Annotated in this window: 22 protein-coding genes; 17 read left to right on the forward strand and 5 right to left on the reverse strand. The window is 70.8% G+C overall.

Annotation, left to right across the window (positions count from 1 at the left end; genetic code table 11):
- Nucleotides 1–147: 147 nt before the first annotated feature.
- Together ABD093_RS19565 and ABD093_RS19570 are read left to right on the forward strand one after the other, a co-directional pair.
- Complete coding sequence (locus tag ABD093_RS19565; RefSeq protein ID WP_377802468.1) at nucleotides 148–1575, forward strand: M20 family metallopeptidase; 1428 nt, start codon at nucleotides 148–150, stop codon at nucleotides 1573–1575.
- A gap of 107 nt (nucleotides 1576–1682) precedes the next feature.
- Nucleotides 1683–3269: an AbgT family transporter gene (locus ABD093_RS19570; RefSeq protein ID WP_343926669.1), complete on the forward strand. Its 1587-nt coding sequence runs from the start codon at nucleotides 1683–1685 to the stop codon at nucleotides 3267–3269.
- A 52-nt stretch (nucleotides 3270–3321) separates the two neighbouring features.
- Here the strand turns inward: ABD093_RS19570 and ABD093_RS19575 are convergent, their stop codons facing one another.
- The gene (locus ABD093_RS19575; protein ID WP_343926671.1) at nucleotides 3322–3957 is read right to left on the reverse strand and encodes a cysteine peptidase family C39 domain-containing protein; all 636 of its coding nucleotides are present in this window, start codon (nucleotides 3955–3957) and stop codon (nucleotides 3322–3324) included.
- A gap of 522 nt (nucleotides 3958–4479) precedes the next feature.
- On the opposite strand from ABD093_RS19575, the gene ABD093_RS19580 reads away from it, so the two are divergent.
- The 5 genes from ABD093_RS19580 (at nucleotide 4480) to ABD093_RS19600 (ending at nucleotide 8807) form a co-directional block, all read left to right on the forward strand.
- The gene (locus ABD093_RS19580) at nucleotides 4480–5805 is read left to right on the forward strand and encodes a hypothetical protein (RefSeq protein ID WP_193119069.1); all 1326 of its coding nucleotides are present in this window, start codon (nucleotides 4480–4482) and stop codon (nucleotides 5803–5805) included.
- Nucleotides 5802–7184, forward strand: coding sequence for a sensor histidine kinase (locus ABD093_RS19585; protein WP_343926673.1), 1383 nt, complete (start codon nucleotides 5802–5804; stop codon nucleotides 7182–7184). Before ABD093_RS19580 ends, ABD093_RS19585 begins: the two co-directional genes overlap by 4 nt.
- Nucleotides 7174–7920 carry a response regulator transcription factor gene (locus ABD093_RS19590; RefSeq protein WP_193119067.1) on the forward strand — a complete coding sequence of 249 codons (747 nt, stop codon included), beginning with the start codon at nucleotides 7174–7176 and terminating at the stop codon, nucleotides 7918–7920. Before ABD093_RS19585 ends, ABD093_RS19590 begins: the two co-directional genes overlap by 11 nt.
- 92 nt (nucleotides 7921–8012) lie before the next feature.
- The gene (locus tag ABD093_RS19595; RefSeq protein WP_193119066.1) at nucleotides 8013–8561 is read left to right on the forward strand and encodes a pyridoxine/pyridoxamine 5'-phosphate oxidase; all 549 of its coding nucleotides are present in this window, start codon (nucleotides 8013–8015) and stop codon (nucleotides 8559–8561) included.
- Nucleotides 8562–8573: 12 nt separating this feature from the next.
- A complete protein-coding gene (locus tag ABD093_RS19600) occupies nucleotides 8574–8807 on the forward strand; it encodes a hypothetical protein (RefSeq protein WP_193119065.1) in 234 nt (77 codons plus the stop codon).
- A 134-nt stretch (nucleotides 8808–8941) separates the two neighbouring features.
- Here the strand turns inward: ABD093_RS19600 and ABD093_RS19605 are convergent, their stop codons facing one another.
- Both ABD093_RS19605 and ABD093_RS19610 read right to left on the reverse strand, forming a co-directional pair.
- Nucleotides 8942–9319, reverse strand: a complete 378-nt coding sequence (locus tag ABD093_RS19605) for a VOC family protein (protein ID WP_343926676.1) — start codon at nucleotides 9317–9319, stop codon at nucleotides 8942–8944.
- 25 nt (nucleotides 9320–9344) lie between these two features.
- Nucleotides 9345–9938, reverse strand: a complete 594-nt coding sequence (locus tag ABD093_RS19610) for a GNAT family N-acetyltransferase (protein WP_193119063.1) — start codon at nucleotides 9936–9938, stop codon at nucleotides 9345–9347.
- Between the two features lie 75 nt (nucleotides 9939–10013).
- On the opposite strand from ABD093_RS19610, the gene ABD093_RS19615 reads away from it, so the two are divergent.
- Complete coding sequence (locus tag ABD093_RS19615; protein WP_193119062.1) at nucleotides 10014–10490, forward strand: CidA/LrgA family protein; 477 nt, start codon at nucleotides 10014–10016, stop codon at nucleotides 10488–10490.
- A complete protein-coding gene (locus ABD093_RS19620; protein ID WP_343926679.1) occupies nucleotides 10487–11185 on the forward strand; it encodes an LrgB family protein in 699 nt (232 codons plus the stop codon). The genes ABD093_RS19615 and ABD093_RS19620 overlap by 4 nt, the downstream gene beginning before the upstream one ends.
- 34 nt (nucleotides 11186–11219) lie before the next feature.
- Here ABD093_RS19620 and ABD093_RS19625 read toward each other — a convergent pair whose 3' ends face one another.
- Nucleotides 11220–11612, reverse strand: coding sequence for an ArsR/SmtB family transcription factor (locus tag ABD093_RS19625; RefSeq protein ID WP_193119060.1), 393 nt, complete (start codon nucleotides 11610–11612; stop codon nucleotides 11220–11222).
- Between the two features lie 84 nt (nucleotides 11613–11696).
- Between ABD093_RS19625 and arsB the strand changes: the two genes are divergently transcribed.
- From arsB to ABD093_RS19655, 6 genes are all read left to right on the forward strand, one after another.
- On the forward strand, nucleotides 11697–12809 hold the full coding sequence (gene arsB / locus ABD093_RS19630; protein WP_193119059.1) for an ACR3 family arsenite efflux transporter: 1113 nt from the start codon (nucleotides 11697–11699) through the stop codon (nucleotides 12807–12809).
- Nucleotides 12806–13243: an arsenate-mycothiol transferase ArsC gene (locus ABD093_RS19635; protein ID WP_193119058.1), complete on the forward strand. Its 438-nt coding sequence runs from the start codon at nucleotides 12806–12808 to the stop codon at nucleotides 13241–13243. Before arsB ends, ABD093_RS19635 begins: the two co-directional genes overlap by 4 nt.
- A gap of 23 nt (nucleotides 13244–13266) precedes the next feature.
- Nucleotides 13267–14700, forward strand: a complete 1434-nt coding sequence (locus ABD093_RS19640; RefSeq protein ID WP_343926682.1) for an FAD-dependent oxidoreductase — start codon at nucleotides 13267–13269, stop codon at nucleotides 14698–14700.
- 146 nt (nucleotides 14701–14846) lie between these two features.
- Nucleotides 14847–16208, forward strand: a complete 1362-nt coding sequence (locus tag ABD093_RS19645; protein WP_343926684.1) for a TrkH family potassium uptake protein — start codon at nucleotides 14847–14849, stop codon at nucleotides 16206–16208.
- Complete coding sequence (locus tag ABD093_RS19650) at nucleotides 16201–16902, forward strand: potassium channel family protein (protein ID WP_343926686.1); 702 nt, start codon at nucleotides 16201–16203, stop codon at nucleotides 16900–16902. Before ABD093_RS19645 ends, ABD093_RS19650 begins: the two co-directional genes overlap by 8 nt.
- 149 nt (nucleotides 16903–17051) lie before the next feature.
- Complete coding sequence (locus ABD093_RS19655) at nucleotides 17052–17408, forward strand: iron chaperone (protein ID WP_343926688.1); 357 nt, start codon at nucleotides 17052–17054, stop codon at nucleotides 17406–17408.
- 6 nt (nucleotides 17409–17414) lie between these two features.
- On the opposite strand, the gene ABD093_RS19660 is transcribed toward ABD093_RS19655, so the two are convergent.
- Nucleotides 17415–18269, reverse strand: coding sequence for a Rossmann-fold NAD(P)-binding domain-containing protein (locus tag ABD093_RS19660; RefSeq protein WP_343926690.1), 855 nt, complete (start codon nucleotides 18267–18269; stop codon nucleotides 17415–17417).
- Between the two features lie 316 nt (nucleotides 18270–18585).
- On the opposite strand from ABD093_RS19660, the gene ABD093_RS19665 reads away from it, so the two are divergent.
- Both ABD093_RS19665 and ABD093_RS19670 read left to right on the forward strand, forming a co-directional pair.
- The gene (locus ABD093_RS19665; protein ID WP_343926692.1) at nucleotides 18586–20349 is read left to right on the forward strand and encodes an ABC transporter ATP-binding protein; all 1764 of its coding nucleotides are present in this window, start codon (nucleotides 18586–18588) and stop codon (nucleotides 20347–20349) included.
- 104 nt (nucleotides 20350–20453) lie between these two features.
- Nucleotides 20454–22454, forward strand: coding sequence for an ABC transporter ATP-binding protein (locus ABD093_RS19670; protein ID WP_343926696.1), 2001 nt, complete (start codon nucleotides 20454–20456; stop codon nucleotides 22452–22454).
- Nucleotides 22455–22704: the final 250 nt, after the last annotated feature.

Raw genomic sequence — 22704 nt, forward strand, 5'->3', positions numbered from 1 at the left:
TGCCGAGGCTACGTGCTCACCGGCAGGCGTGGGCTGTCGCGCTCGCCCACGTCACATCGGGCGTGCGCCGTCGGCGGGCGAGGAGCGATCAGGATGAGGGATGAGACCGGGTCGGCGAGAGGCCGCCTCGTGCATATCCTCGTCGGCATGGCTTCCCAGCAGACTCCGTCCTCGGACGCGTCCCGTCCCGCGGCGCAACGCTCCGAGGTGCAGCGCCCCGAGACCCAGCACACCGAGGTGTCCACCGCCTACCTCCGCCAGCTCGATGACGAGCGGGAATCGGCGATGCGCACCGCGTCCCATCCGGGCTCGTCGTTCGACGGGGCGAGCATCGCCCTGCACGACCGGCTCGAGGAGCGCGTCGCGGCCGACGGTCCCGGGATGATCGACCTCATGCTCGACCTCGCCGAGCACCCCGAGGTCGCCTTTCAGGAGCACCGCTCGGCGCGCGCCATCGTCGACGTCCTCGCCGAGCACGGCATCGAGGCGCAGCTGGGCGTGCACGGCCTGGACACCGCGATCCGTGCGGAGATCTCGGGAACCGGCGCCGGGAGCGGGAACGGCGGGGCCGACGGGCCGACGCTCGCGATCCTCTCCGAGTACGACGCGCTGCCCGGCGTGGGCCATGGCTGCGGCCACAACGTCATCGCGGTCATGGGGCTGGGCGCGTTCCTGGCCCTCTCGGCGCTGGCGAAGGCCGACCCGTCGGCCGTTCCCGGACGGGTCGTGTTCCTCGGGACTCCCGCCGAGGAGGGCCACACCGGCAAGGAGTACATGGCGCGAGAAGGCGCCTTCGAGGGCCTGGACGCCGCCGTGATGGCCCACCCCTACGGCTATGACCTGGCCGATCAGACCTGGCTGGGGCGTCGGACCCTCACCGTCGAGTACCACGGGCACACCGCCCACGCCTCGGCGCAGCCGTTCATGGGCCGCAACGCCCTGGACGCCGCGAACCTCATGTACCAGGGGATCGGGCTGATGCGGCAGCAGACCCCGCCGTCGGACCGCATCCACGCCGTGATCCGCGAGGGCGGCGAGCGCGCGAGCGTCGTACCGGACTACGCGAAGCTCGATCTGTATGTGCGCTCGCAGCGCCCCGAGACCCTCAAGGACCTCTCGACGCGGGTCGACGACGTGGCCCGCGGCGCCGCCCTCATGGCCGGCGTGGGCGTGACCGTGCGCTGGGACGAGCATCCGCCCTCCCTCCCGGTGCGCACGAACGAGGCGCTCACCGGGCGCTGGGTCCAGGCGCAGCGCCGCCGGGGCCGCGACCCGCTGCCCTTCGGCGTGGTCTCGCCGATCCTCGCGGCCTCCACCGACTTCGGCAACGTCAGCTACCGCGTGCCCGGGATCCACCCGGTGATCCGGATCGCCCCGCCCGAGGTCGCCCTGCACACCCGCGAGTTCGCGACCTGGGCGGTCTCCGAGGACGCCCGGTCCGCAGCGGCCGACGGGGCCTACGGCCTGGCGGCCACGGTGCTCGACGCCCTGCACGATCCGCAGCTGGCCACCGCCATGGCCGCCGAGTTCGAGGAGGCCGGCGGCGCGATCGACGTGCGCGGCTTCTTCGACTGAGCGCCCGGGGCGGCCTGCCGCCGCGGTCCGCCGCTCCGCTGCCGCCCCCCGTCGGCCCCTCGGCCGTCCTCCCCTCCCGACCGTCCCTCGCCCCGACTGGAGTCCCCATGAGCACGGCATCGACACCGCCGGCGACGACCGGCATCACCGACAAGATCCTCAACGGCGTGGAGAGGGCGGGCAACAAGCTGCCCGAACCCTTCATGCTCTTCCTGGTGCTCTTCGCGGTCACCGGCATCGTGTCCACCGCGATGGCCTGGAGCGGCGTGGTGGTCTCCGTGCCCGGCTCCGAGGAGCCCACGGTCATCAAGGGCCTGTTCACGGGGGAGGGGCTGACCTGGCTGACCACCACCCTCGGCGAGAACTTCATCGGATTCCCGCCGCTGGTGACCGTGCTGCCGATCCTGCTGGCGATCGGCATCGCCCAGCATTCCGGGCTGCTCGCCGCCGGGATCCGCAAGCTGTTCGGCACCTCGCCGGCCTGGCTGCTGCCTTACGTGGTCGGATTCGTCGGCGTGATCTCCTCGATCATGGCCGACACCGCCTTCGTGGTGGTCCCGCCGCTCGCGGCCCTCGTGTTCAAGGCCGCCGGCCGCCACCCCGTGGCCGGTCTGCTGGGCGGCTTCGCCGCGGCAGGCGCCGGCTACTCCACGAACATCTTCCCGACCTCGCTGGATGCCCTGTTCGCCGGCATCACCACGTCGGTGATGGGCGCCCTGCCCGGCTTCGAGACCACCGCGGTCAACCCGGTCTCGAACTGGTTCTTCAACATCACCTCGTCGATCATCCTGGGCTTCGTCGCCGGGTTCATCATCGACAAGGTCCTCGAGCCGCGCCTGACACGTCAGGGCATCAACCGTGACGAGGTCGCCGTCGAGGGCGCTGCCGACAGCGCCGAGAGCGCCGAGCAGATGCGCGCCGCCCTCACCCCCGAGGAGAACAAGGGCCTGCTGGCCGCGGTGATCAGCGCCGTGGTGCTCACCGCGATCTTCCTCGTGGCGTTCCTGGTCCCGGACTCGCCGTGGCGCAACGAGGACGGCGGCTTCCTGCCGAAGTCCCCGCTGCTGAGCTCGATCGTGTTCATCGTGGTCGCCTACTTCGTGGTGCTCGGCCTCGCCTACGGGATCGCCACGAAGACGGTGCGCTCCACCCGGGACGCCGTGGACATGATGACCGAGTCGCTCAAGGAGATGCTGCCGTTCGTGGTGCTCGCCTTCGTGCTGGGCAACTTCATCGCCCTGTTCAACTGGTCCGGCATCGGCACCTGGATCGCCGTGACCGGCGCCGCCGGGCTCGAGGGCGTGGGGCTGACAGGGTTCCCCGCCGTGCTCGGGTTCATCCTCCTGGCCAGCTGCCTGAACCTGTTCATCATCTCCGGCTCCGCCATGTGGGCGATCATGGGCGCCGTGTTCGTGCCGATGTTCGCGCTGATCGGCTACGAGCCCGCCTTCACCCAGGCGGCGTTCCGCGTGGGCGACTCCGCCACCCAGGTCATCACCCCGATGAACCCGTACATGATCGTGCTGCTGGGCATGATCCGGAAGTACGAGCCGGGCGCGGGCCTGGGCACCCTGATGGCGCGCATGCTCCCGTTCGTCATCCCGTTCTGGATCGTGTGGACCGTCATCCTCGCGGTGTTCTTCGCGTTCGACCTGCCGCTGGGCCCGGGCAACGGGATCTTCCTGGAGAAGTGACGCCCGGCAGGCGGGGCCGAGCGGGCCGGGCTGAGCGGACCGAACGGGCCGGTCAGCTGACGATGGTGGCGTCGTCCCGTTGGGAATCCAGCAGGTGCTGACGCGAGTACCCGGTGATGCCGATCGTCTGCGCCCGTCCCGGATCGGAGACCAGGATGTTGCCGTCGGAGTCCGTGCCCTGGGCGACGACGAAGTGGCCGTAGTCGGCCTCCTCGCCGATCAGCGTCCCGTGATGGACGTGCAGGATCACCACCGATCCGCTCGCGGCGGCATCCACGCCCTCCTCGAACATGGAGTGCGTGGCGGTGCCGTCGTACTCCCGGATCCCCGCCTCGAGGTCCTTGAGGTAGGCGCCCCAGTAGTCCACGCTCTTGGCGGACGCGTCGCACTGGGGAGACAGGCCGCAGGCGACGCGCATGTCCTCGACCGCGGTGGCGTTGCCGCCCACGGTCGCGCCCTCCGGCCCGGAGACGTAGTGCTCCGGTGCCTTGCCGGCGGCGACCAGGGCGATCACGGCCGACGTCGGGCCGCAGTTCTCGCCGTCCCAGGGGCCGGTGCCGCCCTGATCGACGACGACGAGATCGCTCGCCACCTTGGCCTGGGCGGTCGCGAACAGGCCGGTGGTCGCGGCGAGGCCGACGAAGCCCAGACCGCGGAGTGCGGCGCGCCGGCTGATGGGGGTGGTCATGGGGCTCGTCATCCGGGATCCCTCCGATGAGTACCTGGTGGTCGCGACGGGGACGTCGTGGCGGGAGCGCCTGGGTCGCAGGTCGAGCTCCCTCGTGACCCACGCTGTGAGAGACCGGGCGCCCGCCGCAAGACGTGCGTGACGCACCACGCGGGGTGTCACGCGCAACAGGGGACGGGATCGGACCGAGACGCCGGCTCCCCTGCAGGTCAGAAGGGTTAGAAGGGTCAGAAGGGTCAGGGGCAGAAGGGGCAGAAGGGGCAGACGGGCAGGGGCGGAAGAGGCAGACGGCAGGGGGCAGGGGGCAGGGGGAGCCTGCGAGATCAGGGCGGACCCGGGGGAGCCCCGGCCCAGGTCGAATCGTCCGAGTCGTCCGAGCCATCCACTCGTCGAGTGCGACCTTGACGCTGGCGTCCTGGAACCTTGAGATCCCGAAGGTCGCACTCGCCGGAGCGCTCCAGGGGGAGAGTGTTCACCCGCGCGGGGGAGGTGGGGCGGCGCCGATGAGCGAAGTCTCGGGACATGACCACAACACCGAATCCACGCCCACGCCCCACGACACCGAGATCACGCCCCGGAATCACTACGGGCCCTCGCCTCCACGACACTGCGGGCCCGCGCCTCCACGACGCTGCGGGGCAGCACCCCCACGACGCTGCGGGGCGGCGCCCCCTCGACACTGCGGGCCTGCGCGCCGACGGCACGGCGGGGACACGCCCCGACGACGCCGAGCGAGCAGCGCCCCGCTCCCTCCGGATCCTCCTGCTGCTGGGCACGCTCACCAGCCTGATCAGCGCAGCCCTCGGGATCCGCTGGCTGATGGCCCCTGACGCCGCGCTGTTCACCGCCTCGGCCACGCCGCCGCCCCTGCTCGAACTGATCGGCGCAGGCCCGCTGTACACCCTGCAGATCGTCGTGGCGCTGCTCGGGGCGGTGGTGGGGGTCGTCGGCCTGTCCCGTCGGCCCGGTCCCGCCCTGGCGGTGGTGGGCGGCCTGCAGGTCGCCCTGTTCGGACTGGGCTTCGCGAGCTTCATGACGCTCGCCCAGACCGGATACCTCATCGCCCTGTCGATGCCGATCCTGCTGAGCGCGGTCGGCGTGCTGCTGGTCCTCCACGGAGGCCGGGCCCGGTGGGTCGTCGGCGTCCCCCTGCTCGCCCTGCTGATCCTGGGCGCCGTCGCCGGCGCGGGGACGATCGCCCACCTCGCCTCGATGATCCTGCCCAGCCTGCTCGCCACCGGCCCCCTGATCGTCGCCACGGCGCACTTCGTCGTCGCCGGCGCCCTCTGGGCCGCGATCTCCCTGCTCGCACTGCGCGACACCGGGACCCTGCGCGCGCTGGGGGCGTGGACAGTGCGCCGACGCAGGATCCTCACGCTGATCGCGGCCTGCGGCCCGCTTCCGTACGCGCTGCTCCGCCTGACCTGGCTCACCCCGTGGCCGCTGCTCGGCGGGGAGATGGCCGCCGGCGATCCCTCCGTGCGCGTCTGGGGGCTCGCGCTCTCGACGGGCGCCTGGCTCGGCGTGCTCCTCACCATCGGCCTGATCCGCCCCTGGGGCGAGGTGTTCCCGCGCTGGTTCCCCGCCGTCGGCGGGCGCCCTGTCCCCGTCGCCTTCGCCGCCATCCCCGGGTTCACGGTCGCCGCCCTGCTGTGCTTCGCGGCGGTACCAGTCATGCTCAGCGCGTCCGCACTCGGCCTGGCGACGGCGCTCGAGTTCGCCCTGGTCTTCCCCTGCTGGCTGTGGGGCCCTGCGCTCGCGCTCGCCGTGTGGGGGTACGTCGGCCACCGCCGGTCGACCATCGACCCTCGCGCCGGAGGCCCCGCCTCGGCCAGGATGGGGGCGTGAGCAATCGACGGCAGGTCCGACAGCAGGGCAGCCGCTTCGCGTGGCTGATGACGGGCGCGGCGATCGGGACGACCGTCGTGCTCGTCCTCGCGCTCGTGGTCCCCGTGCCCCGTCAGCAGCTGCTGCCCGTCCCGCTCCTCCTGCCGGGTGTGCTGCTGGCGATCCTGCTGGGCGGCCTGCTCGGTCTGGTCCCCGGGGTGAGGGAGCTCGAGGTCACCGCTGCCCGCTCGATGCTCGGCGTCGACTCCGAGCTGGTGGTGCCCTCGCGGCCGGGCCTCGTGCACCGTGCGCAGGACGTGGTGTGGGTGCAGCTGCACCTGCTGCTGGGGCTTCTGGTCGCGGCCTTCCTGACGATGCTGCTTCCCGCCTCGGTGCTCACCCTCGTCGAAGCGCTCCGCGGTGGGGAGAGCACCCTGGTGCCGACGGCGAGCACGGCGGCCGGACGGTTCGGCATCGCCGCCGCCGCACTGCTCTCGGCCGTCCTCTCCCTGGCAGCCTTCCTCCCGCTCGGACGGCTCGCCGCCCGGCTCGCGCCCCGGCTGCTGGGACCCACCTCCAGGGACCGTCTCGAGCTGGCCCTGGCCCGGATCGATCGGGAGTCCGAACGCACCCGCATCGCCCGCGAGCTGCACGACGGCATCGGCCACGCCCTCACCATCGTCAGCATCCAGGCGGCCGCCGGTGGGCACGTCATCGCCCGTGACCAGGACGCGGCCGCGCAGTCCCTCGCGCAGATCGAGGCCACCGCGCGCGAAGCGCTGCTCGATCTCGATGAGGTGCTCGCGGGCCTGCGCGACGAGGCGGCCGACGGGGAGGCGGCCGACGGGGAGGCGGCCTACGGGGAGGTGGCCGACGGGGGAGCCGCGCCTCGCCTGGACCGGGTCCTCGAGGACCACCGGCGGGCAGGCCTGGATCTGCGCGCGAGCGTGGCGGTCCCCCGAGGCCTGTCCCGTCTCCAGCACGAGCACCTCGCCCGGATCGTCACCGAGCTCCTCACCAACGCGCACCGCCACGGCGGCGCCGGTCCGGTGCAGCTGCGCGTCGCCGAGGGCGCGGCGGCGACGGGAGAACGCGTCGTGTCCGTCGAGACGAGCAATCCGCTGTCGACGACGGCCCTGCGGAGAGATGATGCTCGCTCGGAGGGCTCGGAGGGCTCGGAGGGCTCGGAGGGCTCGGAGGGCTCGGAGAGCTCGAAGGCGTCGGGTGTCTCGAAGGTTCCGGAGGCTTCGGCGTCCCGACGCCGCGGGCGCGGCCTCGCCGGACTGCGGGAGCGTCTCGAGCTGTGGGGTGGCACGCTGGAGGCCGGACCGTCCGACGGCAGCTGGCGCGCACGCGCCGAGCTCCCGATCCTCTCCGAGAGGCCCCGACATGACCCCTGAGCCCGACGGCGTGACCAGCACGGGCAGCACGGTGGCCTCCGGCGCGGGCGCGGGCGCGGGCGCGGGCGCGGGCGCGGCTGCAGGTGCGGGATCGGGCCGCACCCCGGTCCGCATCCTGCTGGTCGATGACGAGCCCCTGGTCCGCCAGGGCATGAGGATGATCCTCGATGCCGAGCAGGATCTCGAGGTGATCGGCGAAGCCGACGATGGCGCCGACGCCGTGCAGTTCGCCCGACGAGAGGCCCCGGAGGTGGTGTGCATGGACGTGCGCATGCCCGAGATCGACGGGATCCGCGCCACGGAGCTGCTGCTGCGCCTCCCCGAACCGCCGAAGGTGCTGGTCGTGACCACCTTCGAGCACGACGGATATGTGCTGGACGCGCTCCTGGCAGGGGCGTCGGGCTTCCTGCTGAAGCGATCCCGCGCCGAGGAGATGGTGCAGGCCGTGCGCACGATCGCCCACGGAGACAGCCTGCTGTTCCCCGGCGCCGTACGCACCCTGCTGCAGCCTCGCGCGGCCACCGCGGCGTACACCGGTCCGGCGTTGACCCCGCGGGAGACGGAGGTGCTCGAGGCCGTGGCCCGCGGGTCGAGCAACGCCGAGATCGCTGCGCAGCTGGTCCTGGGCACCGAGACCGTGCGCACCCACGTTGCCTCCGTGCTGCGCAAGCTCGGTGCCCGTGACCGCACTCAGGCCACCGTCGTCGCCTACCGAACCGGGCTCGTCGAGCCGTGAGGTCGCGCCGCGCGACGCCTTCCGAGCGCTGCGGGCTCGGCGACGCCTGAGCGCGCCTTGTCCTCCGCGCGGGCCGCACGCAGGATGGAGGGATGAGCGATCTCGCCGCACGCCTCCGCGCCCTGCCCGCGTTTCCCGACGTGATGCCTGAGCTTGATCTCGCGACGCTGCCCATGGACCCGACCGAGCTGTTCCTGACCTGGCTCGAGGAGGCGATCGCGAGCGGTACCCGCCAGCCTCACGCGATGACGTTCCAGACCCTGCTGCCGGGCGGAGCCCCCGTCGGCCGCACCCTGATCCTCAAGGACCTCGACGAGACCGGCTTCCAGATCTCCACGCGCAACACCTCGGCCAAGGCGCATCAGCTCGCGGAGGATCCCCGCGCGGCCATGACCTTCTTCTGGCGCGAGAGCGGACGGCAGGTGCAGGTCACCGGAGTGGTCACTGCCCTCGGGGAGGACGTCTCGCAGCGGGACTGGCTCGCCCGCCCCACCTCGGACGGGACCCCGAATCCCGACTGGCAGGTCTACGCCGTGCAGCCGGAGCGGATCGAGTTCATGCAGGCCCGCGCAGATCGGAATCATGTGTATGTCAGCTACCGTCGAGAGGACGGCTCCTGGCATCACGCCCAGGGCAGATGACGGAAGGACGACATGGCGAGAGCGCACATCTTCTACCCGCGGACCCTGCAGCGCAGCGGCCTCGTCTTTCTCGTGGGCGGCCTGGTGGCAACCGTCGTGCTCGCCCTTCTGCACGGCGGCATCTCCTGGAGCAACTTCGGTCTGCTCTACATGGTCGGCGGCGCCGCGATGATCATCGTCGGTCGCGTGCTGGAGGCACGAGCTCGCCGCAGGGGCCGGGCCGGGACCGCTGACCGCCGTCCGTAGTCCTCCGAGCATGTTCCTTCGGCCATGTTTCTCCGACCGTGTTCCGAAAGGTGCCATCGAGGTGGAACCTTTCGGAGCACGGCCGCGTTCGCGTTCCCGTTCGCGGTCTAGGCCCGAGTGCGGGGCGGGGCGGGTCAGGGTGTCGGCGGATGCTCTGCGATGCAGAACAGGTTCCCCTCCGGATCGGCGAGTGTCGTCCACTGGACGTGCGGGTACTCGTCGAGCACATGCCACCGCACCACGGCGCCGAGCGAGACGGCACGGTCGACCTCCTGCTCCCGCTGCCCCCAGGGCACGGTCAGGTCGAGGTGCGAGGACTGGCGATCCGGTCGGGGAGAGTCGCTCGGCTGGATGAACATCCCGAAACCGTGGGCACCGGCCGGGGCGATGTACACGCTGTTCCCGCCGGGCTGAGGATCCCCGCCCGTCAGCTGCGACCAGAATTCGGCAAGGTGGTGGGGATCCGAGGCGTCGAGGTTGTAGGCACCCAAGGTGACCTGCGACTGTGTCATTGCTGGATCCTCGCACGGTGGGAGGTCAGGATCTGTCCTCGTGATGCAGACCCTTGTCGGGCTGACAGGCGCGGTGAAGTCCGTCGGCGTGCTGGTCGCTGCGAGGCAGCGCGAAGCGCCGGTGCGGACGGCCGTAGGCCGTGACGGTCCCGGCAGCGGCGAAGCCGATCTTCTCCAGCACCCGCGCCGAGGCAGGGTTCTCGGCGTCGGCCACCGCCACCAGGCGCGGGATGTCGAGCGGGCCGAACGCGGCGTCCACGCACAGCTGCGCAGCCTCCGTCGCCAGGCCCCGCCCCCAGGCGTCGCGGGCGAGGGTGTAGCCGAGCTCGGTCCCGAACCGGGTGACCTCCAGTCCGGCGTCGCCGATCAGTCCGCCGGTGCCACGGTCGATCACCGCCCAGAACGCGAAGCCGCGCTCGCTCTGGTGGCGGCGGTAGTCCGTGATCATCTGCGTCGTCGTCGCCGGCGAGACCGCCTTGCCGTCACCGACGTATCGCATGACCACGGCGTCGCCGTAGATCCCGTGCGCGGCTGCGGCGTCGACCTGCTCGAACGGGCGCAGCAGCACGCGCTCGCCGACCAGGGGAAAGACGAGGGACGTGCGGGGCGTGCGCGGCATGAGGGCAGTGTGCGGTGCGCGGGCTGCGGTGGTCAACGCGATGCGCGGGCGTCCTGTCGGGCTACCCTGACCGGGATGTCCCGCGCTGCTCTGCTCCCTCCCGTGCTGCTCGGCCTCGTGGTCCTGCTGCTCGCGCAGATGGTGGGCCTGGGCCTGTCGGCGCTGCTGGGCCTGCCCGTCCCCGGGGTGGTGATCGGGATCGTGCTGCTGGTGGTGCTCGGTCTGCTGCGGCCCACGCGCGCCGTGCTGCGCGTCGCCGAACCGGCCGCGACCCCGCTCCTCGCGCACCTGCAGCTGCTGTTCGTCCCGCCCGGCGTCGGGATCCTGCTCGAGCTCGACTCCCTGGCGCAGAAAGCGCTGCCGATCGCGCTCGCCGTGGGCGGTTCCTTCGTGGTCACTCTGCTGGTCGCGGGGACGATGCTGCAGGCGCTGCTGCGCCGGCAGGATCGTCGGCGGGCCAGGGGGAGGGCTGCCGACGGGCGAGGTCCGGACGGAGGCTCCGGGGAGCCCGGCGGGCCCGACGCCCCGCAGCCGGGGGGCGCGGCCGCATGAGCACGCTCATCCACCTGCCGGTGTTCGGCCTCGCGCTCACGCTCAGCGCCTACCTGCTGTCCCTGTGGCTGTACCAGCGAACGGGGCGGCCCGGGCTGCTGTCCCCGGTGCTCGTCACGGTCGTGATCGTGGCCGGGGTGCTGCAGCTGACCGGGCTCCCGTACGCCGAGTACCTCGAGCAGGTGACCGTGCTGACCCTCCTGCTCGGCCCTGCCACCGTGGCCCTGGCCCTGCCGCTGCTGCGCAACGGCCGGGCGCTGGCCTCGTCGGCCCCCGCCGTGCTGGCGACGCTGGTGGTGGGCGGCGCGCTGAGCGTGGCGCTCACCGTCGCGGTGCTGACCGGGTTCGGGGTGGGGGACAACCTGCTGCGCGCCGCCCTGCCCCGCTCCGTGACCTCGCCGGTGGGACTGTCGATCGCGGTGCTCCTCGGGGCGTCCGTGCCGCTCGCGGTGGTGCTCACCCTGATCTCCGGGGTGCTCGGGGCGGTCGTCGGCCCGGCGCTGCTGACCCTGGTGCGGGTGCGCGACGAACGCGCTCGCGGTTTCGCCATCGGCCTGACCTCCCACGGCATCGGCACCTCGCGCGTGCTCGCCGAATCCACCGTGTCCGGCGGCTGGTCCAGCGCCGCGATGGTGATGAACGCCCTGGTCATGACCACCGTGCTGCCGATCGTCGCAGCACTGGTCACCGGCTGAGATCGGTGCTGGAACGGCGGGCGACGACGAGCTATCAGGTCAGGTCGAGGAAGGCACGCAGCTCGGCGAAGGCCGACGGAATGACGGAGTAGTGGGCCCACCGCCCCTTCTGCTCGCGGGTGAGCAGGCCGGCGTCGACGAGCTTCTTCATATGGTGGCTGACGGTCGGCTGGCTGATGCCCAGCGGCTCGGTGAGATCGCAGGCGCAGACGTCGCCGCATCCCTGGGCCGCCACATGCGAGAGCAGCTGGAGGCGCGTCGGGTCCGAGAGCGCTTTGAGGCGCAGCGCCAGATGCTCCGCCTCGGCGACATCGATCGGGCCGGCCCCGAGCGTGCAGCAGTCGAGTGTGGCGCGCTCGCCCGGTGTGCACGACGGCGCGATGCTCTCCGGAGGTGTGCTCGGGGGCGCGATCGAGGGGGAGGTCATGTGGTCACCTTACATTGACGGATGTCTATGTGACAGGCTAGCGTTCGCATCGATGTTCGTCTATAGGAAGAGGTAGTCCCCGTCATGACGACGACTGCAGCGCCCGGAACGCCGACCCGGGTGGCCGGGGAGATGTCTTTCCTTGATCGGTTCCTTCCGGTCTGGATCATCGCGGCGATGATCCTGGGCCTGGCGCTGGGACGCTTCGTTCCGGGGCTCAATCAGATACTCGAGAGCATGTCCGTCGCCGGGATCTCCGTGCCGATCGCGATCGGGCTGCTGGTGATGATGTACCCGGTCCTCGCCAAGGTCCGCTATGACGAGACCCGCCGCGTGACCGCCGACCGCAAGCTCATGGTGCTGTCGCTGGTGCTGAACTGGATCGTGGGCCCGGCGATCATGTTCACCCTGGCCTGGCTGCTGCTCGCCGACCTCCCCGAGTACCGCACCGGACTGATCATCGTGGGCCTCGCCCGCTGCATCGCCATGGTCTTCATCTGGAACGACCTCGCCTGCGGCGATCGGGAGGCCGCGGCCGTGCTGGTGGCGATCAACTCCGTCTTCCAGGTCCTCGCCTTCGGGGCGCTCGGCTGGTTCTACCTCCAGGTGCTGCCCTCCTGGCTGGGGCTGCCCGTGACATCGGCGGAGTTCTCCGTCGGTGCGATCGTGCTCTCCGTGCTGGTCTTCCTCGGCATCCCCCTGCTCGCTGGCTTCCTCACCCGGGTGCTCGGCGAGCGGGCGAAGGGGCGGTACTGGTACGAGAACCGCTTCCTGCCCCGCATCGGCCCCTTCGCGATGTACGGTCTGCTGTTCACCATCGTGCTGCTCTTCGCCCTGCAGGGAGAGGCGATCACCTCCAACCCCTGGGACGTCGCCCGGATCGCCCTACCGCTGCTGGCCTACTTCGTAGGCATGTTCCTCATCTCGCTCGTCGCCGCCCGCGCCGTCGGGCTGACCTATGCGAAGTCCACCACGGTGGCCTTCACGGCGTCGGGCAACAACTTCGAGCTCGCGATCGCCGTCGCGATCGGCACCTTCGGCGTCACGTCCGGGCAGGCGCTCGCGGGTGTCGTCGGCCCTCTGATCGAGGTGCCCGTGCTCGTCGCCCTGGTCTACGTGTCCCTCTGGCTGGGCCCGCGCCTGTTCCCCGGTGACACCACCGTCCCCGCCCGCACCACCGAGAAGGTCTCCGCATGAGCTCCCAGAACTCCGCCGCCCCGTCCGTGCTGTTCGTGTGCGTGAAGAACGGCGGCAAGTCCCAGATGGCCGCCGCCCTCCTGCGCCACCACGCCGGGGACGCCGTCGAGGTGCACTCCGCCGGGACGAAGCCGGGCAGCGCGATCAACGCACTCTCTGCCGAGGTCGTCGCCGAGGTCGGCGCGGACATGTCCGCCGGATTCACCAAGCCGATCGACCCTGCGCTGCTGGCCCGCGTGGACCGGGTCGTGGTGCTCGGCGAGGAGGCCGTCGTCGAGCCGGTGCCGGGCATGGCGGGGACGATCACCACGTGGGTGACCGACGAGCCCTCCGAGCGCGGCATCGAGGGCGCCGAGCGGATGCGCCTGGTGCGCGACGACATCGACGCCCGGGTGCGCACGCTCCTGGACGACCTCACACAGACCTCGACCTGATCTCTCGCAGCAAGGAGATTGCCATGCTCACCACCAGCACCACCTCCACCCGTCCCGTGGTCATCATCGGCGCCGGCCCCGTCGGCCTGGCCGCCGCCGCCCAGCTCGCCGAGCGCGGAGTGGACTTCCTCGTGCTCGAGACCGGCCCCACGGCAGGAGCGGCCATCTCCGACTGGGGCCACACGCGGCTCTTCTCGCCCTGGCAGTACAACGTCGACTCCGCCGCCGGGCGCCTCCTCGGGGCCCAGGGATGGACCGCGCCCGACGGGGACACGCTGCCCACCGGCCACGAGCTGCGCGAGCAGTATCTCGAGCCCCTCGCCGAGCTGCCGCAGCTCGCCCCCTCGATCCGCTACGGCGTGCGCGTCGCGGCCGTCTCCCGGGCGGGGCTCGACAAGACCCGCACCGCCGGGCGCGACGAAGCGCCCTTCCTGGTGCGGATCGAGAGCGCCGACGGGCAGGTCGAGGACCTTCTCGCCTCCGCCGTCATCGACGCCTCCGGCACCTGGTCCACCCCGAACCCGCTCGGCCAGGCGGGGCTCGTCGCGCCCGGCGAGACAGCCGCCCGCGCCGCGGGCCGGATCACCTGGGCGCTGCCCGACGTGCTCGGTCGGGACCGCGCCGCGTTCGCGGGGAAGCGGGTCATGGTCGTCGGCGCCGGCCATTCGGCCGCCAACACTCTGCTCGATCTCGCGGACCTCGCCGAGCAGGAGCCGAGCCTCTCGATCCTCTGGGCCGTGCGCACCGCTGACGTGTCGCGGGTCTACGGAGGCGGGGAGCAGGACGAGCTCGCCGCGCGCGGAGCCCTCGGCACCCGGCTGCGGCGCCTCGTCGAGACCGGCCGCATCGAGGTGCGCACCTCCTTCACGATCACGAGGTTCACAGCGGGCGAGGCACTGAGAGTGCACGCGACCACGCCCGACGGAGAGCGCACCGAGGAGATCGACCTGCTGGTGCCGGCCGCCGGCTTCCGGCCCCAGCTCGGCATGCTCTCCGAGCTCCGTCTCAGCCTGGATGCCGCCGTCGAGGCGCCCGCGCAGCTGGGACCGCTGATCGACCCCGAGTTCCATTCCTGCGGGTCGGTCGAACCCCACGGCGAACGGGTCCTCTCCCACCCGGAGAAGAACTTCTACATCGTGGGGATGAAGAGCTACGGCCGCGCCCCGACCTTCCTCATGGCCACCGGCTACGAGCAGGTCCGCTCCATCGCGGCCGCGCTGGCCGGGGACCGCGAGGCCGCCGATGCCGTGCACCTCGATCTCCCCGAGACCGGGGTCTGCACCACCGACCTCGGCGGCAGCTGCGACGCCCCGGCCTCGGCCTCGGCTTCGAGTGACGAGGGATGCTGCGCTCCGGCTCCGGCTCCGGCACCCGTCGGGGAGAGCTGCTGCGCCCCGGAACCTGCCGCGAGCACCTGTTGCTCCAGCTCGCAGCCGATCACCCTGTCGGTCAGGTAGGACCTGCACGCGGGACGGGCTGCGGTCCGTCCCGCGGGGCGCCCGACGGCGATCTCCCGGTCGAGCGGGACCTGCTGGGACAGGCCCGCGTCTCCAGGCACGACGGCTGGTCGGCGGCCGCGCCGAAGAAGCGTACGATTCCGCGCGTGCCACCACTCGGCCTCACCCCATCCCGCGCCGTCGACCGGCGTCCGCGCCCCGCTCGGACCGTCTTCCTGGCCTTCGCCGCCTGCGGTCTCCTCGGGACCCTCCTGCTCCTGCTCCCGTCGGCCTCCACGGGGGCCAGAGGAGCCACACTCGTGGAAGCCCTCTTCACAGCGGTCTCCGCCCTCTGCGTGACCGGGCTCATCGTCGTCGATACCCCCGTCTTCTGGACCACGTTCGGCCAGGTCGTGATCCTGGTGCTGATCCAGATCGGCGGCTTCGGCGTGATGACCTTCGCCTCCGTGATCGGCATCGCCGTGATCCGGAAGCTCTCCCTGCGCTCGAAGCTCACCGCCGCGGCAGAGGTGAAGAGCTTCGGCATCGAGGACGTGCGGACCCTCGTGCTCAGCGTCGTGCGGATCTCCCTGATGATCGAGGCGGTCGCGGCGGTGATCCTCACGCTGCGCTTCGCCCTCGCCTACGGCGAGACATGGGGCGACGCCGTGTGGCTCGGCGTCTTCCACGCGGTCTCCTCGTTCAACAACGCCGGGTTCGCGCTGTACAGCGACAGCCTCATGTCCTTCTCCGATGACCCGGTCATCCTTCTGACCGCCAGCGGTGCCACGGTGCTGGGAGGTGTCGGCTTCCCCGTGCTGATGCAGCTGAAGAAGCATCTGGGCACCGTGCGCCTCTGGTCGATGAACACCCGGATCGTGGTCGCTGCGACGCCGCTCCTGCTCGCCCTGGGAACCCTGTACATCACTGCTCTGGAGTGGAGCAATCCGGAGACGCTGGGAGGGATGCCGCCCCATCTGCGGATCCTGAACGGCTTCGCCATGTCCGCCCAGACGCGGACCGCCGGCTTCAACACCGTCGACACCGGGGCGATGGATCCCGCCACCTGGGTGGGCATGGACCTGCTGATGTTCATCGGCGGAGGACCCGCAGGAACCGCTGGTGGCATCAAGGTCACCACCTTCGCGGTGCTGTTCTTCCTCATGCTCGGCGAGCTGCGCGGCGCCGGCGCCGTCACCGTCTTCGGCAAGCGCCTCTCCCGGGCGGTGCATCGCCAGGCCATCACCGTCATCGTGCTGGCGGCCGGCCTCATCGTCGCCGCCACCATCGTCATCATGCTCCTGACCGACCTCTCGCTCGACGTGATCCTGTTCGAGGTGGTCTCGGCCTTCGCCACGGTGGGTCTGTCCACCGGGATCACGGCGGATCTCCCTGCCAGCGCGCAGCTGATACTCATCGTGCTGATGTTCATCGGCCGTCTGGGCCCGATCACGGCGGCCACCGGCCTCGCGCTGCGGCAGCGGACCCTTCTCTACGACCTCCCCAAGGAAAGGCCGATCATTGGCTAAGCGCAGGTTCTTCCGGTCCGTACCCTCCTCCTCCGTCACTTCGGCGAACGCGGTGGCCGTCATCGGGCTGGGCAGGTTCGGTCAGTCCCTCGCCCTCGAGCTCATGAAGGACGGCGCCGAGGTGCTGGGCATCGACGTGCGCGAGGACGTCGTCCAGGCCCTCAACGGGCAGCTGACCCACGTCGTCGCGGCCAATGCGACCAATGAGCAGGTGCTGCGTCAGCTGTCCGTCTCGGAGTTCGATCGGGTGGTCGTCGCGATCGGCAGCGACATCGAGTCGAGCATCCTGGTCACGTCGCTGCTGCTGCGCTTCTCGGTCCCGCAGATCTGGGCGAAGGCCGTCAGCGACGCGCACGGCCTGATCCTCGAGCAGCTGGGGATCCCCCACGTCGTGTACCCCGAGAAGGACATGGGTCGCCGCGTCGCCCACATCGTGCTCGGCAGCATGCAGGACTTCATCGAGATCGACACCGATTTCGCGATGGTCAAGACCGCGCTGAATCCCGAGTACGAGGGAACACGGCTCGGCGACAGCGGCATCCGCCGCAAGTTCGGAGTCACCGTCAGCTCCGTGAAGCACCGGAACGAGGCTTGGCAGCCAGCGACGGAGAACACCGTGCTCACGGAGGGAGACACCATCCTGGTCACCGGACCCACCCGGAAAGCCGAACGGTTCAGCAGATCGTCGTCCTGACCCGGAGATCCCCGAACCCATGACCCCGCGATCCGCGTCGTCAGGGGACCTCAGGGGTGCCGAGGACAGGTTCTCGGGGTCGCTGTAGCCTGGAGGACGCAGAAGCGCATGGCCTGACCACGACCAGGGATGGGAAGCGAGACCCCCTCATGACGTCGATCACCGACCACGACGCCTATATCGCGTCGGCGCCCGAACAGTTCCAGCCCTCGCTGCAGCGGCTGCGAGAGATCCTGCGCCGCGTCCTGCCGGAGGCCGAGGAGATCGTGGCCTACAGCATGCCCGGGTTCACGATCGACGGCACGGTCGTGGCCAGCTATGCAGCATTCAGCAGGCAGTGCGGGCTGTATCTCCTCGCCGGCGCCATCGCCGAGCATGCCGAGGAGATCGCGGCCGCCGGTCTCACAGCGACCAAGACCGGCATCACCTTCACCCCGCGCAAGCCGATCCCGGACGACCTCGTCGAACGCCTCGTGCGGACGTCTCGACAGGGCGTCGTGGGCTGACGCACCTCACGGCGCATCGGCACGCGGGGGTGGAGACCCGTCGATCATCTCGTCATACCCGGCGCGGAAGTCGGGCACCTCGAGAGAGCCGAGCAGATCGAGGAGAGCGGTGCCGTCGAGCACGGTGCCGACGCCGGTATCCGGCTCCTTGCGCGGGGGCGCGGGCTTCCCGAGCCGCCGTGCGATGTGCGTGACGACTTCGCCGAGGGTCGACGGGACGCCGTCCACGGCGTGCAGGAGCTCCGGCGGATCGGGTGTGCCGAGCAGCGTCACGACCGCCCGGGCGAGGTCGACCTCGTGGATCCGATTCGTGTGCCGGCCGTGTTCGACAGGGCGCCCCTCGAGGACGGCCCGGATCAGGTGATCGCGCCCGGGCCCGTAGATGCCCGCCGGTCGCAGGATGCTCGCCCCGAACAGCTCGCGCGCGGCCTGTTCCCCGTCGAGGAGCACGTGGGCCCGCTCCGACCGGGGACGGGCGGGATCGGACTCGGTGAGCGGACGGGAGGAGTCGTAGCCCTCGAGCACCCGGGTCGAGGAGACGAACACGGTGCGCCGGGGCGCCGCAGGGAGGGCGGCGGCGAGATGCTGCAGCGGTTCGCGATAGCTCGCGGCGACGGACGGGGTCAGCGTGATGACCATGGCGTCGACCGCGGGCAGCGCGGAGGGGAGGGGCTCGCTGAGATCCGCGGTGATCGGTGTGAACGCGAGCGGCAGGGTGCTCGGGTCGCGGCGGAGTCCGGCGATCTCGCTGCCTCCGTCGACCTCTCCGTCTCCGTCGACTGCTCTGCCCCTGGCGTGCAGCAGCTCACCCACGCGGATGCCGACGCGGCCGCAGCCGACGAGCAGGGTTGTTGCGCTCACGGTCGCCTCCTCCGGGGTGTTCGTCCACGGGGGATCGTCTCTCGGTGACCTGACCGCGACCTGTGGCGCCACGTCCTCGGTCCGAGGTTCCACGGAACCCCGCTGCGTGCACAGAACTGTGCGGTCCGCGTCCTCCTCCAAAAGTCGGGTGCGGTGCGCGGGGCACTACGAAATAATGGACTGCTGCCGCCGTGCCCGGGGCGCGGTGCACTTCGCGGACAGGATCTGTCCGCTTCCCACTTTACCGTTGTTCCTGCCGCCGATCGCGGTGCGAGCACTGCCGTACCCCAGCCTGACCCCTCACCAAGGACCCTCCATGCTCTGGACCGTCATCCGGCGACACCTCCGCCCCTACCTCCCGCACGTCGGGGCAGTGATCGTGCTGCAGCTCGCGACCGTGCTGGCCACGCTGTACCTGCCCAGTCTCAACGCGGACATCATCGACAACGGGGTGGCCACGGGCGATACCGACTACATCTGGCGCGTCGGCGGAGTCATGCTGATCGTCGCGATGGTGCAGGTCATCACCGCAGTCATCTCCGTCTGGTTCGGGGCCCGGGTGGCGATGGGCATGGGGCGTGACGTGCGCCGGTCGATCTACACCCGCGTGGACCGCTTCTCCACCGAGGAGATGGGCCGCTTCGGTGCCCCCACGCTGATCACCCGCGGCACCAATGACGTGCAGCAGGTGCAGATGCTCGTGCTGATGACGCTGAACTTCATGGTCATGGTGCCGATCATGTCCATCGGCGGGATCGTCATGGCGATCCAGGAGGACCCCGGTCTCTCCTGGCTGGTGTGGGTGGCCGTGCCGGTGCTGATGGTCATCGTGGGCCTCCTGGTCACGAAGCTCATGCCGCTGTTCCAGCGCATGCAGGACAACATCGACTCCATCAACTCGGTGATGCGCGAGCAGATCATGGGCATCCGCGTGGTGCGTGCCTTCGTGCGCGAGAAGCACGAGACCGCGCGCTTCGAGGACGCCAACGCGACCCTGACCGACACCTCGGTGCGGATCGGCCGGCTGTTCGTGATCATGGGCCCGGCGATCACCGTCGTGCTGCACCTGGCCACCGCCGCCGTGCTCTGGTTCGGCGGGCATCGCGTGGACGCCGGGCTCGTGCAGGTCGGCTCGCTGACCGCCTTCATGCAGTACCTGCTGCAGATCCTCATGGCGGTCATGATGGGCACCTTCATGTTCATGATGTTCCCGCGCGCGATCATCAGCGCCCGGCGCATCGGCGAGGTCCTCGACACCACGCCCACGCTCGCCGAGAGCTCCCGCCCGGTCGCCCTGGATCGGGCCGACGGCGGCGCGACGGTCGAGTTCCGGGACGTCACCTTCTCCTATCCGGGCGCCGAGGCCGCCGTGCTCGACGGCGTCTCCTTCACCGCGGAGGCAGGCCGCACCACGGCGATCATCGGCTCCACCGGCTCCGGGAAGAGCACGCTGATCAGCCTGATCCCGCGCCTGCACGACGCGACCAGCGGCCAGGTGCTCCTGGACGGGGTGCCGGTCACCGACCTCGCCCGCGCCACGATCTCCGCGACCGTCGGCCTCGTGCCCCAGAAGCCGTACCTGTTCTCCGGCACCATCGCGCACAACCTGCGCTTCGGCGATCCGACGGCCGACGAGGACGAGCTGTGGCGCGCCCTCGACATCGCCCAGGCCACCGAGTTCGTCGCCGATCGCACCACCGGCGAGGGGGAGGGAGCGGCGACAGGCCTGGAGTCCAGCGTCTCCCAGGGCGGCACCAACGTGTCCGGCGGGCAGCGCCAGCGCCTGTGCATCGCCCGCACCCTGGTGGCCCGGCCCCGGGTGTTCGTCTTCGACGACTCCTTCTCCGCCCTCGACGTCGCCACCGACGCCGCGGTGCGCGCCGGGCTCGATGCGCACACCGAGGGCGCCACGCGGATCATCGTCGCCCAGCGCATCTCCAGCATCACCGGCGCCGACCAGATCCTCGTGCTCGACGAAGGTCGGATCGTGGGCCGCGGCACCCACGAGGAGCTGCTCGAGACCAGCACGACCTACCGGGAGATCGTCGATTCCCAGATCACCGTGGAGGAGCCGGCATGAGCGCCGCGAAGAAGCAGGGAGAGAACGTGACGGATCCGGCCGACGGGGCGACGCCGCGATCCGGGGCGGCCGCCCCGGATCTCACCGAGGCCGAGATCCTCGAGATGCAGGACTCCATGAGCGGTGAGTGGGGCGAGTCCGCGCCGCGCAAGGCCAAGGCCTTCTGGCCCTCCGCACTGCGCCTGGCCGGCACCTTCGGAGATCACAAGCTCAGCCTCGGGATCGTGCTGGCCTTCGGGATCATCTCCACGGCGCTCACCGTGTGGGCACCCTCGATCCTCGGCGACGCGATGGACGTCATCTTCGACGGGGTCCTCACCGGCGACGGCGTCGACTTCCCGGCGCTGGGACGGCTGCTGCTGGTCGTGCTGGGCATGTACCTCGTGGCGGCCCTGTTCGACTGGCTGCAGGGCCGGCTGCTCAACGACGTGGTCATGCGCATCGTGTACCGCCTGCGGGAGAAGATCGAGGCGAAGGTCAACCGCCTGCCGCTCTCGTACTTCGACACCCGCCAGCGCGGTGACCTGCTCTCGCGCACCACCAACGACGTCGACAACGTGCAGACCGCCCTCCAGCAGGCCTTCGCCTCTCTGGTCTACGCGGTGCTCACCATCGTGGGCATCACCGCGATGATGTTCTACCTCTCCTGGCAGCTGGCCGTGATCGCCCTGGTGGCGCTGCCGATCTCCGGCGTGGTCATCGGCATCATCGGATCGAAGTCGCAGAAGCTGTTCACCGCGCAGTGGCGCAACACCGGGCGGCTGAACGGCCACGTCGAGGAGTCCTTCACCGGCCACGACCTGGTCACTGTGTTCGACCGCCAGGACTCGATGCTCGAGCAGTTCGATACGCGCAACGAGGAGCTGTACGAGGCGTCCTTCAAGGCGCAGTTCTACTCCGGCATGATCATGCCGATCATGCAGTGGGTGACCTACCTGGGTTATGTGGGGATCGCCGTGGTGGGCGGTCTGCGGATCGCCAGCGGGCAGCTCAGCCTCGGCCAGGTGGTCGCCTTCATCCAGTACTCGCGCGAGTTCAACGCGCCGCTGGGTGAGGTGGCCGGTATGGCGAACATGCTGATCTCCGGCGTGGCCTCGGCCGAGCGGATCTTCGAGCTGCTGGACGCCGAGGAGCAGGAGGCCGACGGGGAGATCACCGTCCCGGACACCGCTCTCGACGGCACTCCCGCTCTCGACGGCCCCGTCGCCGGCAGTGCCCTCCCGCGCCGCCGCATCGAGCGAGCCGAGCTCACCGCCCCCACCCGCGGGCGCATCGAGTTCGACCACGTCGCCTTCTCGTACACGGCCGACAAGCCGCTGATCACGGACCTCACCCTGGTCGCCGAGCCCGGCCAGACCATCGCGATCGTGGGACCCACCGGCGCCGGCAAGACCACCTTGGTCAACCTGATCATGCGGTTCTACGAGATCGACGGCGGCGAGATCCGCCTCGACGGCGTGGACATCCGGGCCCTGGACCGCGGCGCGGTGCGCAGCCAGGTGGGCATGGTGCTGCAGGATGCCGTGCTGTTCGGCGGCACGATCCGCGAGAACATCCGCTACGGGCGTCTCGACGCGAGTGACGACGAGGTGATCGCGGCGGCGACCGCCACCTTCGTGGACCGTTTCGTGCACACCCTGCCCGAGGGCTACGACACCGTGATCGAGGACGAGGGCGCGAACATCTCCGCCGGTGAGCGGCAGCTGATCACCATCGCCCGCGCCTTCCTCGCGAATCCGGCGCTGCTGATCCTCGACGAGGCCACCTCCTCCGTGGACACCCGCACCGAGGTGCTCGTGCAGGAGGCGATGGCGGCGCTGCGCACGGACCGCACCAGCTTCGTCATCGCGCACCGCCTCTCCACGATCCGCGACGCCGACGTGATCCTCGTGATGGAGCACGGCGACATCGTGGAGCAGGGCGATCACGACGCGCTGCTCGAGGCCGAGGGCGCCTATCACCGCCTGTACTGGTCGCAGTTCGCCGGTGGCGTGGATCCCGACGCGGAGGACGCCGTGCTGGCGGGGTCCGCAGCCGTCACCGGCGAGGTGGCCGCCGTGGCCGGCGAGGCGCCCGACACCCCGGACGGCCTCGCTCACGCCTAGCCAGGCGCCCGACACCCCGGACGGCCCCGCTCACGCCTAGCCAGGTGCTGCCCCGCCGAGCTGTACCTCGCGCTGCCCGGTCACGGATTCCTCGCCTGGGCTCACGTTCTGTACCCCCGACCCCGGCACACCTCCTCCGCCTGGGGTGCAGGGCCAGCGGGGCAAAGTGGCTCTTCCCAGATGAGGGTGTAGCGCACGTCGCGCGGCGGGCCGGCGCGTCGGTGTCGGGGTGAGGGTCGAGGTCTCCCGA

It is taken from the genome of Brachybacterium tyrofermentans, from assembly GCF_039526165.1.
GTDB classification, from domain to species: domain Bacteria; phylum Actinomycetota; class Actinomycetes; order Actinomycetales; family Dermabacteraceae; genus Brachybacterium; species Brachybacterium tyrofermentans.